The sequence below is a fragment of the Bacillus smithii genome, assembly GCF_001050115.1.
GTDB lineage: Bacteria > Bacillota > Bacilli > Bacillales > DSM-4216 > Bacillus_O > Bacillus_O smithii.
In genome coordinates, this window is the sequence record NZ_CP012024.1 from 3,117,914 (window position 1) to 3,131,579 (window position 13,666).

Here is a 13,666-nt window from a genome sequence, read left to right on the forward strand (position 1 = left end):
AAGAACAAAAAGGAGAACCATTATCCTTTTAATGGTGTCATTCCTTATTGGTTGTAGCCATAATAATTATATGAAGTTTTCCGGAAATAGCGATCACTGGGAAGATCAATACTCGGCGACCATAGATAGCCATAGTGAAAACGGAAAATATATTTTCCATTATAAAAACGGAGATGATACGACGATTTTTAAGAATCTTAAAATTATCGTTAACGACGAGGAACCTTCTTTGAACGATGAGGAGCATAAGGGGACCACCATTCAAATCCCCTCCAGCTGCAATGGTTGTACAGTAAAGGACAATGAACCAATCGAGGTGACCATTAGCTGGAACAGGAATAACAAAGAAACTTTTTATCTTAAACCGGATCATTAAGAAATGTTAATCTCAAAGGATGGTCGCAGTCTTTCGTTTGAAAGGATAAGAAAGATTTTTTTAATTGCTGCGGGTTTTGGAAGTTAAAATTGATCGGCCCGAAAACTCTTAATCGGGTTATCGGTCTTGATGTTGCAAGCGGTCCCCGCGTTGACAGGGACCGCTTTGTTATTTCCATATCATCCAATCTTAAAGGGCTTTTAAATACACCGATTCATATTTTTTCGCTGCGGAGATATGGGAGTATTCCGACTCGATTTTTTGACGGGCTTTGGCTGCGAATTCCTCTCCTTTTTCAGGATGTTGGAATAAGTAAACAATAGACTCGACTAGTTCTTTGATGTTTTTCTCCTCCACGAGCAAGCCGTCTTCTTGGTGGTTGACAATTTCTTTTAAACCGCCAACCGCGCTGGCGATAAGAGGAGAGCCGGATCCCATCGCCTCTAAAGCAGAAATGGAAGTAGCCTCTTCTACCCCTGCAGAGTGGACGCTAGGAACTAATACGACATCAGAAAGGGCATAAAACTCCTTAATTTGATCGTGCGGAATGGCTCCCAAAAAGACAACATGATCGTTGAGACGGTTTTCTTCCACAATCTCTTTCAATTCATCCAACGCTTCTCCGCTGCCGGCATAAATCAGCTTGGTTTGAGGAAATTCTTTCAATACTTCTGGAAGCGCCAGAGCCGGGTAGATCACTCCATTTTTTCTGGTCAACCGGCGAGGCACAAATAAAACACGGTCATCCGCCGACAAACCATATTTCTTTCTATATTCTTGTTTTTTCTCTTTATTCGGCTTAAATTGATGGATATCGATGAAATTCCGCACCGCCGTGGCATCGATCCCGGAAACTTCTTTCACATACTCCTTCAAGCGCTGATCAACCGTGATGACCTTTCTCGCACCTCGATAGGCTTGTACTTCAATATCTTTCATGTATTCTTCTTCCGCGCTGTTTTCCAGCAACGATCCTTTACTGATGGACTCAAACGTCATATAACCGTGAACAGTAGCCACTGTCGGGATTCCGGTCGCCAATGCGGCTAATACAGTGAAAGGATCTTGGGCATTGATGAGGTCATATCCTTTCTGTTTGTTGGCTTCGATCAACCCATAAAGAAACTTTCTCCTCATCTTGTGCGACCATACAATGCCTTTTCCTTTTTTGAACTTATTTAATATGAAGCTTGGTCCTTGTGCCAGCGCTTTCCGCTTCCATGCAGGCACGTCCGAAAAAGAAAGGATATCCACTTGATGGCCGAGCTCCTCAAGTCCCGCTTTCAATGTCGTCACATGAGTGGACAACCCTCCCGCATGAGGATAATCATAAGCCGTGGCGAGTAAAATTTTCATGATTTGCCTCCTCTTATTTATCAATAAAATGAATCTTTCATTCCATCGTTTCTCAGCTATCGCACGGGTGACCCTTTATGACTGTGCTTTCATGCTTTTTCCTTCTTCTTGCTTGCACAAAAAGGTCATTCATCGTGTCTACGTGATACATCATTAGGAGCAGCACTTTCTTTATCCACGTTACCCCTATATCACCTTTCTCTCTTGTAGGCGGATATAAACAAACGAGTGCACGTCTGAAAGAAAAACCGAATACTCAAAAAGCGCCGGCCATTCGCTTATCCACCTTACATATAAGAGTTTAGCAGAAAATAGTATCGCAAGCGATACGGAAAAAGAGAAAAGTTGTCCCTCTGCACCGGAAGAAAACGAAGGAACAGATCGAATTCCGCCAAAACCAAGAACGGATATAAACAAAAAAGGAGAGCAGGCTGCCAGCCATATACTCTCCTTTTTTTACAAAAATTGTTGCTGATGCGTTTCTCATCTAAATCTTAAGGGGCGCCCAAACGTTTCTGCCGCCATAGAAGCCACTCCTCCAAGGATCATATAGAAATAGGCGGTGAACGTTTTGTCTTCCCAAATATTATAAAGCAGTCCGCAAACATAAACGGCAATTAATATCGAAATAAGCGCATCGTCGTACGGGGAAACCGTATGTCTGTTTTTCCAGAGAAAAGCCAGCATTCCCAGCAGGAAAACGGCAAAGCCAACAACCCCAAGCACCCCTGTTTCGGCAATTACTTGAATATATTGATTATCCGAATAAATATTCAAGTTGATCCCATAATGTTTATAAATCGGCGATGAATACGATTTTGACGCTGAATCGCCAAATGTCGAAAATCCGGAACCAATAACAGGATGGTCTTTAAATATTTGCAGACCCTTTTTGACAATGAACAAGCGGCCGGTATTTTTACTTTGCTCGATCGTACTGCCTTCAAACGTCTCTTTCAGCCGTTTTTCCGCGTGTGATTCATCTCCTTGCTGATCAGGCGCCGCAATCGGCTTTTCTTTCAACACGTTCATATTCTGGACGAATTCCGTCGCTTTTGTCACCGGAATACTGATCACTATTACACTCAGCACGATGATCAGCAAAGCTTTCACAACGGTTTTCCAATTTCTCGACAAAGCCAAATAGGTGATCAAGCCGACGGCAAGGCCAATAGCCGTTCCTCTTGAATACGTCAAAATCCAAACACCCATCATCACAACTGAACCAATGAGGAGAAACAGCTTCGTTCTTTTGGAAACAAGGGTTGATAAATATAGCGTGCAAATAAAGGCGAGCGTTAAGTAAACAGCCAAAACATTTGGATTGTTAATCAACCCGTAAATGCGCTGCCGGTTCGTCGGAGAAATATAACGCTCCACCCATGTTTCCGGCATCAACAAAGTCCGCAATGATACTTTTTCGACAATTCCTTGAACGGAGAGAATCATAGACATAGTAAAAGTAATCCATAAAAAGCGGTGAATATCTTCTTTTTCAATCGACAGCCGCTTCACTGTATAGAAAATCAAGTATGTAATCACAAAAGCCCGAACTTGAAAAATAATAGCCCCTACGGAAACCCCCGTGATAAGCGCGGACACACAACCTATAAGAATGAACAAAAAGAATCCCCATTCAAACAGCGAAAATTGGAACATCTTTTTCCAATCGTTTCGTTGATCCCAAACCGCTCTTAAAAAGGCAGCAATGGCGATTAAATCACCGGCTATTTTCAAAGAGGGATTTATCTCTATTAAAAACGCCCTTGTTGGAAAGTAGATGAGCAAAAACAACAGACCGTCTTTCGGCCGAATAAACGCCAGCGCAGCTACTATGAGCGAAACGGCCAAACCGATCATACTGTTTGGAAAAAAGAGTGCCACCAAAACAAATAAAACCATAACAAGGATGTATTGATACTTCTCTCGAAAACCAGCCATCTATTTGAACCTTCCTTTTACTCTATTTTTTCGACACGCAATGTTTGTCGAAATATTAAGGAAAAACGCAATTTTTCGCAAACACTACTTTTCCGATTATAAATGATTCCTAAGATGGTCGTCAACGACACAAGCGACTGGAATGAATGATGATTTACGCTCCGTTACAGAAAACGGGAATCCCTTTTACGATCATTCTTTCCTGCTAGACTTTTGGATCTAAAAGGAGCGCTTCTTCAACTGGAAAGGGCCGGATCCACCATGCTAAAACAGGATAACAACAACATCGTTTATCCCCTGATCGGTTCAAAAAGCATGGAGGGATCAGACCCTCACACCATATGCCCTATCAGCATGCAACTTTCGACTGTTAAGACAGCAAACGTTCATATGTATTTCGAATCATTTCATACAAATTCGTCAAGGAAAAATGTCGAGAGGCATGTTGGTAAAGGTCATCCCCCATCTTCGCCAACTCCCCTCTTTGCTTGCGGAAAATCGCTTCCTCCATTGCTTGCCTGTAAAGATCGGCATCACCAGTCGGCACAATCCAACCGGTTTTTCCGTTCGTAATTAATTCATTTACTCCCCCTACATCGGTGGTGATGACGGGCAAATGTTGATTGGCCGCTTCCAGCAGCGCCAACGGAAAACTTTCGCTATAGGAAGCCAATAAAGCCGCATCCGACGCCGCATAAATTTCTTCAACATCTTTTCGAAAGCCGAGAAAGCGGACTTGTTCGGAAAGGCCGCGCCGTTCGACGGCTTGTTCCAACTCGCTTCGAATCGGACCGTCGCCGACAAAGAGCACTTTTACCTGTGAATTCCCCAACTTTTGAAGAGCTTCCAATACGATTTCATGACCTTTAATCGGATGCAGACGCGCCACCATGACAAACAAGATGTCATCCTTGTCCGCCCCAAGTTCGGCTCTGGGCACCGGAACTGCTTTTTCTTCTGTAAAATGAATGCCATTGTAAATAGTGGTAATGTGATCTCCACGAATGCCGGCGGCCATTAAATTTTTCTTAAACCGCTCAGACACCGCAAAGTAATGATCCATCTTTTTCACGGCATAAAGATGCAGCGCCGTGAAAATTTTTCCTTTCACTCCTGCTTTCATAAAATCGAGGGATGGATCGCTATGAATCGTCGTCACCCAGCAAATTTTGGTTTTTTTCTTTAAATAAAGACCGAATAGATTGGCGCGAGGGCCATGAGTGTGTAGCAAATCAAACCGTTCTTGCCGAATATATCGGGCCAGTTTTTTTAAAACAGAAAGGTCATAGCGGGAAGTTTGCTGAAACACTTCGACATGAATGCCGTTTTCCCGGGCTTCTTTCGACAAAGCTCCTTCTTGGAATACGGCCAAGACGACTTCATTCTTTGCAAATTGTTTTAGAAGGGTAATCACATGCTTGCGCGATCCCCCGGTTTCTCCTCCGCTGATAACATGGAGTACTTTCATCCGAACTTCCCCTCCAAGTGGCGCTTTCTGCTTTTTAAAAGGCCAGCCATCTTCCTCTTCAACGACTGGCCAATACTTTCAGGACAAATTTCGGCAACGCCATTTGACGCTTTATCCGCTTTGGTTCTTTTATTAACCGATACAACCATTCCAAGCCTGCTTTTCGGAAAAAGGCCGGGGCCCGTTTGACCATCCCGGAATAGACATCAAAGCTTCCGCCCACTCCTTGAAACACTTTCACATGCTTCAGCTCATTCATATGTTCTCTTATCCACAATTCCTGTTTCGGGCTTCCTAAAGCGACGAACAAAAGGACAGCTTTGGAATCGTTGATTTTTTGAATAAGAGCTGATTGGTCTTGAACATAGCCGTTTTCATAGCCGGAAATGATCAGACCGGGAATTTGCCGTTCCAAATTTTCTTTTGCTTTTGAGACGACTTCCTCTTTGGCACCGTACAAAAATACACCGTGCCCTTCCTCTGCGGCAAAACGAAGAAGCCGCCCCATCATATCGACACCTGTCACCCGTTCGCGAATTTTTCCGCCTTTTAACTTGGAAGCAATAATCATGCCAACTCCGTCGGGTATTTGGTAAGTGGATTCATTGATTAATTCTTTTACAAGCGGGTCGCGGTTCGCCGCCATCACTTTTTCCGGATTGACAGCAATGACGGTCGATTTTTTCCCAGCGGCAATCCGCTTTTTAATGTCGGCAATGATTTCCTCATAAGTCAATGATGAAACGGAGACGCCTAAATATTGTTCCTTTTCCATTTTTGACATCCCTGCTTTATTCCTGAATTGCTTTTAATTTGGTCAAATCGCCGATTCGATGAAGGGTGATCCCCTCAGCGTCTTTTAGATTCGTGCAATTTTTCGTATCAAACACTACCGGCGTTTTCATACGTTGTTTCAATACGGCAGGATCCAGCTGTTTGAATTCATTGTGATCCGCTAAAATCACAACAAGATGAGCATCTTGAATCGCTTCTTCAAACGGCAACAGCGTAAATGGCACTTGATCCGGTTGAACGTGCGGATCGTGAATCCGGATTTCATAGCGCGGATTTTGCATCAATTTTTCTACTACTTCAAGAGCCGGACTTTCGCGGATATCGTCAATGTTGCCTTTGTAAGTCAGTCCACAAAGAGCAATCGTCGGTTTCGCCAATTCCGCCGTCAATTTCTCTACTTGTTCTACGACAAAATCAGGCATGGAGTTATTGATATCTCGAGACAACTTGATTAAATTCGCTTCTTCCGGCGCCTTTTCGACGATAAAATAAGGGTCTACTGCCAAGCAATGGCCGCCTACGCCCGGACCGGGATGATGCAAGTTGACACGTGGGTGCTTATTGGCCAGTTCAATTACTTTATGAGCATCCACTCCAAGTCGGTTGGAGATTTTGGCCAACTCATTGGCAAGGGCGATATTGACATCACGGAACGTATTTTCCATCAGCTTCGACATTTCCGCCGTCAACGCTTCGGTTTCAATGACTTCGCCTTTTGTCACGACTTTCCGATATACATCTGCCGCTTTTTTCGCTGCTTCCGGCGTCAGCCCCCCGACAATACGAGTATTTTCCACCAACTCGATTAAAATTCGGCCAGGAAGCACCCGTTCCGGACAGTGGGCAACATACACGTCTTTTCTTGGATCCAATCCTGCCTGTTCGATCAAAGGAGCGACAATATCATCCATCGTTCTTGGCGGAATGGTCGATTCCACAATGACGATATTGCCTTTGCGCAAATAAGGGAGGATCATCTTCGTCGCACTGATCACATAACTTACATCCGCGGTTTCATCTTGATGAATAGGAGTCGGGACGGAAATGATAAACACATCCGCTTCTTCCGGTTGTGTAGATGCGCGCAATTTTCCTTTTTTCACCACTTCTTTGACGACATCTTCCAACCCGTTTTCTTCTATATGGATCCCGCCGCTATTTAACGTTTCCACCACTTTTTCGTTTACGTCTACACCTACGACATCAAAGCCTGCCTGCGCAAAAACTGCAGAAGTAGGAAGTCCGATGTATCCTAATCCCATTACGCATATTTTTTGCATGTGAAAGACCTCTCTTTATGATGATATTGAAAAACAAAAAATTTGTTTTTAATCGCAAAATTAATAAGCATAGTACTCAACTCAAATAGTATAGCAAATTCACTGATACTTTGCACTATTTACATTGAATGTTCATAAGGCCAATGGTAAAATATAAACCATCTTGAGTGGATTCCAAATTATCCATTATTTAACTCTATCATTATAAATCATTTATAGAATTTAAAATTTGTATACCTTGTGAATTGTTGGGGTTCCATCCACCTTGCAGGAAAATTTTCCTCGTCATAAAGGATGAAGACTGTTCTCCATCATAACCAAAATCAACCGTTCCCCGCCGCGTTGCAAAAACACGAGATCGTGTTTACTGCGAGGCGGCTTTTCTAGGTGGATTGATTGGATCGAAAAGAGGGCAGGACCGACATTCCATCATTTATTGGACATCGATTGCGCTGTTCCCATTATATGACACATGAACATATGAACTCTTCCAACAGTCGTTACTTATAGAACGGCTGCCGTTTCGGAAGGCTGTTGCATTTTATTTTTGAAGAGGTGTCTCGTTATGTCCTTGAAAAAAACAGCCATTTGGCTGACTATTTTAGCTTTCATTGTTAAACTGTCGGGATTCCTGAGAGAAAGCATTATTGCGCGGGAATTTGGAGTCAGTCATCTGACGGACGGTTATATTCTTGCTTTCTCTTTTATCAGCCTGGCAATGGACATGATTTCCGGCGGTTTTAACAATGTTTTTTTGCCGCTGTACGTCAGCCATTCCAAAATGAACGCTAAACAAACGGAACGAAATGCGAATGGCGTCATGAATTTTACGGTTCTGCTTTTCCTCGTGATTACAGTGATCGGCTATTTCTTTGTTCCTGACATCGTGCCGTTCATTTATGGCCACATGGCACCACAGACAGAAAAAGTCGCTGTGGCTATCACTCAATTTTTCTTTTTATTTATGAGTTTAGTGGCATTAAGCGGAATTTTAGATTCCTATTTACAGGCGCATCGGGTGTTCGTCCCTTCACAATTCGCTAAGCTTGTCCAGCCGTTGACCAGTGCGCTTTTCGCTCTGGTGTTTTCCAGCTATTGGGGAATTAACAGTTTAGCTTACGGGTTTATCATCGGAACTTTCATCGGCGTGGTCATCCAATTCAGCTATCTGTATCGAACGGGATTCCGTTGGCAGCCTACTCTTCATGTAGATGCGACATTTCGGAAAACGTTTCTGGTGCTTTTGATCCCTTCGCTGTTAAACTCGGTTGTCAGCCAAACCAATCTGTTTGTCGATAAGGCGTTTGCTTCTAGCATTCCGGGGGCGGCTACTTATTTAAATTACGCATCGCTTATGACATCCGTCCCGCATAATATTTACGCCACTTCGATTGCGGCGATTATCTTTACGCTTTTATCCGAACAATTGGATGATCCGGAAAAGTTTCAAGATATTTTTTATACAGGAATGCAAATTTCTCTGGTTACCCTATTGCCCATTACGGCAGGAATTTATTTAGTCGGACAAGAAGCAATCGCTTTTTTATTCCAAAGAGGAAAATTTACAGCGATGGACACGCACTACACTTATATGGCGCTTGTTTGCTTTCTGCCCATTATTGTTACGCAAGGCATGCAATATATCGTTTCTAAAGCCATGTACGCCTTGGGGAAAACAAAAATCATTTTCAGAGTGACCGTTACGACGATCCTGCTGAACGCACTGTTGGACTGGATTTTAATCAAACCATTAGGATATAAAGGGCTTGCTTTATCCAGTTCCATCGTTTCCTTCTATTACTTGATCGTCACGGCCATTGTGATTTATAAGGATTTTCATCCGTCCCAAAAAGTGCGGCTATTTCGATTGATCGTAAAAGCTTTACCGCCGACTATTGTGATGTCGGTCGTACTGATCGCCATAAAGGAAACGCTGCCGCTTTATCATCTTTATCCTTTATGGCAGATCCTGATTTTGGTGCCGCTCGGAGTCGTCTTTTACGTCGCAGGGCTGTATCTGTTTTATCGGGAAGGTTTCTACCAAATGCTGAATTTCTTAAAAAGAAAAAAACGTGCCGTTTAAACGGAAACGGGACAAGCATAAGCGGTGTGATCCGTTGCTTTTCAGAACTCTATTAAGATTCATCCAATCGAGTAGGAGGGAGCGATTAACTCCCGTCCTCTCACACCACCGTACGTACGGTTCCGTATACGGCGGTTCAATTAAGATAATTGACGCAAGTCTTTATAACTTCCGTGAATAGCTGTTCTCTTTATGCCAGTGGTCACTCCACCCTCCAAGAGGTCTCCCACGGGATTCACCGCTTCCTCCCTCAAGTGAGGTACTACGTTTTCTGTGTTCATCATGACTCACTGAATACCAAGGGCTATTCTCTCTTAATTGTTCGGTCCTTCTTAGTTGTTCTAGACCAACTAATACTATGACCTCTGCTGACTTCTGACGGTTCAGCTACTTATCACTAAGTAGGTTATGAAGAGTACTTCACATATCCGCCAGACCTCCCCGGGTAAGTACATGCACTTTCACACCATCTATCCGCCTCATTTACTCGATATGACCTTCGACAGAAAGAGCTTTGTTTTGTTATGCAAACTCACTCAATCATACCTAGCCTTATATGAGGTTCGTGTTCCTCGGACCGGTGTTTTGCCTCCAGCTTCCTTCAGATTCCGCGTCACCACGGACACCCTTGCTCTTGGCTAACCTCTACTTCTGTCTTCGGGGTTCGGGACTTACACCCTATAGTTCATGTACATGCCGGGCGCACAAAGACAAAAAGACGAAGGAGCTGCTCCCTCGTCTTTTTCTTTAGACATATAAATGGTTATCTTCCGCTATGAACGCTAATCATGGCTACGCCTGCCACAATGAGCAGCACGCCTGCTATTTTCCAACTTGTCAACGTTTCTCCGAAGAAGAAATCATTTGCTTGTCTGCAAGAATAAAGCCAAACTTCCATCCATATAGTGATCGATTAAGTCGATTGAGAAATTTCCCTCATTTTGAGAAAACGAACAATGAAAGTGATTACGAACAGTTTTCTGTCCCAATATTGTGAACGAAAAAAAGCATGTGTTATAAAAATAAAGAAAGCGCTTTCGTTTGTTATAAGATGCATCTTCGAATGGTGGCCATCCTTGTTTTTGCTCTTTTTAGATTATGAAAATAGGAAAAAGGAGTGAATGGGTATGATGCAAAAAATCCAGCGTTTTGGCGGGGCTATGTTTGTTCCGGTGCTGCTTTTTCCATTTGCCGGAATACTTGTAGGGTTGGCGACATTGTTTAAAAATCCCGACATCATGGGATCCATCGCCGATCCGCATAGCATGTGGTCTAAAATCTGGACTGTCGTGGAAGAAGGAGGTTGGACCGTTTTTCGGCAAATGCCGTTATTATTTGTCATAGGAATCCCAATTGGTTTAGCCAAAAAAGCGCATGCACGAGCATGTATGGAAGCTCTTGTTACCTATTTAACCTTTAACTATTTTATTAGCGCAATCTTAACTATTTGGGGAGATCAGTTTGGGGTGGATTTTCACCAAGAAATCAATGGCTTCAACGGTTTGACAATGATTGCCGGGATTAAAACCCTAGATACAAACATCATTGGGGCAATCGCTATTTCTTCTATCGTGGTTTTCCTGCATAATCGTTTTTTTGATACGAAATTGCCTGACTTTCTCGGGATTTTCCAAGGATCCTCTTTTGTTGTCATTGTTGCCTTTTTTCTCATGCTTCCCGTTTCTTTAATTACTTGCTATGCTTGGCCCATGGTTCAACATGGCGTTGCCTCTTTACAAGGATTTTTATCAAGTTCCGGAGTATTTGGGGTGTGGTTATATACCTTCTTAGAGCGCATTCTGATCCCAACCGGTTTGCATCATTTTATTTACGGTCCTTTTATTTATGGCCCTGCCGTTACGGAAGGAGGAATCGCCAAACATTGGATCGAGCATCTGCAAGATTACGCAACATCTGCCCACTCGCTGAAAGAGATGTTCCCACAAGGAGGATTCTCTCTACATGGCATGTCTAAAATCTTTGGTATACCAGGTATCGCAGCCGCTATGTATGTGACTGCAAAACCCGAAAAAAGAAAACAAATTTTCGGACTTTTACTATCTGCCACTTTAACTTCCATTATTGCAGGCATTACTGAGCCCATCGAGTTTACATTTTTATTTATTGCTCCTTGGTTATTTGCCGTACATGCTGTGCTTGCGGCTACTATGTCCGCCACTATGTATGCATTTGGTGTTGTCGGAAATATGGGGGGAGGACTGCTTGAGATAGCTAGTTCAAACTGGATTCCATTATTTAAGTATCATAGTACAACGTATTTAACACAATGGGGAATTGGTTTAGCTTTTACAGCTATTTATTTCTTTGTTTTCCGATATCTAATTCTGAAATTTAATATTCCGACTCCAGGACGCGAAAAAGATGATGTAACAGAAACTAGATTGTATACAAAAGCTGATTACAAGGCGAAAAAGCAAAGCGGTGATCTAGTAGCCAACGAATATGCAGCCCAAGCAGCCCAATATTTAGAAGCACTAGGCGGCCCGGAAAATATTGTGGAGGTTACAAATTGTGCCACACGTCTTCGCGTAAGTGTGAAAGACGAATCAAAAATCACAACGGATAGTGTATTCAAATCCGCTGGAGCACATGGTATCGTTCGTAACGGAAAAGCCATTCAAGTCATTGTGGGTTTATCCGTTCCTCAAGTACGAGAACAATTTGAAAAAATATTAGCTGAAGAAAGCAGCAAAACTGGATGATCTCCATTACAAAACGATGGTTTCTTAAAGGGGCGTATCCTTTTCGGCTCAACAGAAATTCAAAAATACAAAATATTAAAAATTATCTGTTTGAGAAAATGTTTACCTCATGTGAAAAAGAACAAAAAGTGTGATAAGGGACAGAATGATCGATTGGTATTGTTTGGCAATTTTTTATTTGATATAAGAAGAATGTAAGCGTTCACTACGAGAAGGAGGAAGAAAAATGAAAAAATTTTCTATTGTTATTGCTGGTGGAGGAAGCACTTTTACAGCTGGGATTGTATTAATGCTATTAGATCATTTAGACCAATTTCCGATCCGTAAATTAAAATTTTATGACAATGATAAAGAACGACAAGATATCATAGCCGGAGCCTGCGAAGTTATTTTAAGAGAAAAGGCCCCAGATATTCAATTTATTGCTACTACAGATCCTAAAGAAGCATTTACAGATGTCGATTTTGTCATGGCTCATATTCGAGTAGGAAAATATGCCATGAGGGAATTAGATGAAAAAATTCCATTGAAATATGGAGTGGTAGGGCAAGAAACATGCGGACCAGGTGGAATTGCATATGGCATGCGTTCAATCGGCGGAGTGTTAGAGTTAATTGATTATATGGAAAAATATTCTCCCAATGCATGGATGCTCAATTACTCCAACCCGGCAGCCATTGTAGCAGAAGCCACCCGACGTTTACGTCCCAACTCAAAAGTGTTAAATATATGCGATATGCCTGTAGGTATCGAAAATCGAATGGCACAAATTTTGGGGTTATCTTCTCGTAAAGAAATGACCGTTCGATATTATGGTTTAAACCATTTTGGATGGTGGACGGATATTCGCGATAAAGATGGATATGATTTAATGCCTAAGTTAAAAGAACATGTCGCAAAATACGGATATGTTGTAAAAAATGATGATGCGGAGACCAGCTGGAATGATACGTTCTTAAAAGCGCGTGATGTTTTCGCTGTGGATCCGGACACTTTGCCAAACACATACTTAAAATATTATCTATATCCAGATTACGTAGTAGAACATTCTAATCCGAATTATACAAGAGCCAATGAAGTGATGGATGGCCGTGAAAAATTCGTATTTTCAGAGTGCCAAAAAGTCATTGAAAATCAATCAACTGAAGGATGCGCCCTTCATGTGGATGAACATGCCTCCTATATTGTGGATTTAGCCCGTGCCATTGCTTATAACACACATGAAAGAATGTTATTAATTGTTGAAAACAAAGGAGCTATTTCCAATTTCGATCCAACCGCCATGGTTGAAATTCCTTGTATCGTAGGCAGCAACGGTCCTGAACCGCTGTCCATCGGCGAAATACCACAATTTCAAAAAGGATTAATGGAACAACAAGTCTCTGTTGAAAAATTAGTAGTGGAAGCGTGGATCACAAAATCTTATCAAAAATTATGGCAGGCCTTAACTTTATCCAAAACTGTTCCTAGCGCTAAGGTGGCGAAGGAAATATTGGATGAATTAATGGAAGCGAATAAAGAGTATTGGCCTGAACTGCATAAAGAAGAAGTCACAGTGTAACATGAGATCAAATAAACGAAACAAAAAGTACAGACATCCATTTGTACTTTTTGTTTCACCCCTCTTTTTTGAAATTTTTGGTA

At 42.2% G+C, this 13,666-nt stretch carries 8 protein-coding genes; 3 read left to right on the top strand and 5 right to left on the bottom strand.

The window, feature by feature from the left end; genetic code table 11:
* Nucleotides 1-565: 565 nt before the first annotated feature.
* The 5 genes from BSM4216_RS14620 to BSM4216_RS14640 all read right to left on the bottom strand — a co-directional run bounded on the left by BSM4216_RS14620 (nt 566) and on the right by BSM4216_RS14640 (nt 7,216).
* A complete protein-coding gene (locus tag BSM4216_RS14620) occupies nt 566-1,732 on the bottom strand; it encodes a glycosyltransferase family 4 protein (protein WP_048624179.1) in 1,167 nt (388 codons plus the stop codon).
* Between the two features lie 483 nt (nt 1,733-2,215).
* Entirely contained in the window at nt 2,216-3,673 is a 1,458-nt protein-coding gene (locus BSM4216_RS14625; RefSeq protein ID WP_048624180.1) for an O-antigen ligase family protein, read from the bottom strand.
* A gap of 370 nt (nt 3,674-4,043) precedes the next feature.
* On the bottom strand, nt 4,044-5,141 hold the full coding sequence (locus BSM4216_RS14630) for a glycosyltransferase family 4 protein (RefSeq protein ID WP_048624181.1): 1,098 nt from the start codon (nt 5,139-5,141) through the stop codon (nt 4,044-4,046).
* A gap of 58 nt (nt 5,142-5,199) precedes the next feature.
* Entirely contained in the window at nt 5,200-5,916 is a 717-nt protein-coding gene (locus BSM4216_RS14635) for a WecB/TagA/CpsF family glycosyltransferase (RefSeq protein WP_048624553.1), read from the bottom strand.
* A 16-nt stretch (nt 5,917-5,932) separates the two neighbouring features.
* Nucleotides 5,933-7,216, bottom strand: coding sequence for a nucleotide sugar dehydrogenase (locus BSM4216_RS14640; RefSeq protein WP_003352990.1), 1,284 nt, complete (start codon nt 7,214-7,216; stop codon nt 5,933-5,935).
* 565 nt (nt 7,217-7,781) lie between these two features.
* Here BSM4216_RS14640 and murJ point away from each other — a divergent pair.
* The 3 genes from murJ (at nt 7,782) to BSM4216_RS14655 (ending at nt 13,583) form a co-directional block, all read left to right on the top strand.
* Nucleotides 7,782-9,299 (top strand): murein biosynthesis integral membrane protein MurJ, encoded by a 1,518-nt coding sequence (gene murJ / locus BSM4216_RS14645; RefSeq protein ID WP_048624182.1) that lies wholly within the window; start codon nt 7,782-7,784, stop codon nt 9,297-9,299.
* A 1,127-nt stretch (nt 9,300-10,426) separates the two neighbouring features.
* Nucleotides 10,427-12,022: an alpha-glucoside-specific PTS transporter subunit IIBC gene (locus BSM4216_RS14650; RefSeq protein ID WP_048624183.1), complete on the top strand. Its 1,596-nt coding sequence runs from the start codon at nt 10,427-10,429 to the stop codon at nt 12,020-12,022.
* 226 nt (nt 12,023-12,248) lie between these two features.
* Entirely contained in the window at nt 12,249-13,583 is a 1,335-nt protein-coding gene (locus BSM4216_RS14655) for a 6-phospho-alpha-glucosidase (protein WP_048624184.1), read from the top strand.
* Nucleotides 13,584-13,666: the final 83 nt, after the last annotated feature.

Coding starts and splice junctions, on each gene's coding strand:
- BSM4216_RS14635 (WP_048624553.1), bottom strand. CDS start 5,916: ATGGAAAAGGAACAATATTTAGGCGTCTCCGTTTCATCATTGACTTAT.
- BSM4216_RS14625 (WP_048624180.1), bottom strand. CDS start 3,673: ATGGCTGGTTTTCGAGAGAAGTATCAATACATCCTTGTTATGGTTTTA.
- BSM4216_RS14640 (WP_003352990.1), bottom strand. CDS start 7,216: ATGCAAAAAATATGCGTAATGGGATTAGGATACATCGGACTTCCTACT.
- BSM4216_RS14655 (WP_048624184.1), top strand. CDS start 12,249: ATGAAAAAATTTTCTATTGTTATTGCTGGTGGAGGAAGCACTTTTACA.
- BSM4216_RS14620 (WP_048624179.1), bottom strand. CDS start 1,732: ATGAAAATTTTACTCGCCACGGCTTATGATTATCCTCATGCGGGAGGG.
- BSM4216_RS14630 (WP_048624181.1), bottom strand. CDS start 5,141: ATGAAAGTACTCCATGTTATCAGCGGAGGAGAAACCGGGGGATCGCGC.
- murJ (WP_048624182.1), top strand. CDS start 7,782: ATGTCCTTGAAAAAAACAGCCATTTGGCTGACTATTTTAGCTTTCATT.
- BSM4216_RS14650 (WP_048624183.1), top strand. CDS start 10,427: ATGATGCAAAAAATCCAGCGTTTTGGCGGGGCTATGTTTGTTCCGGTG.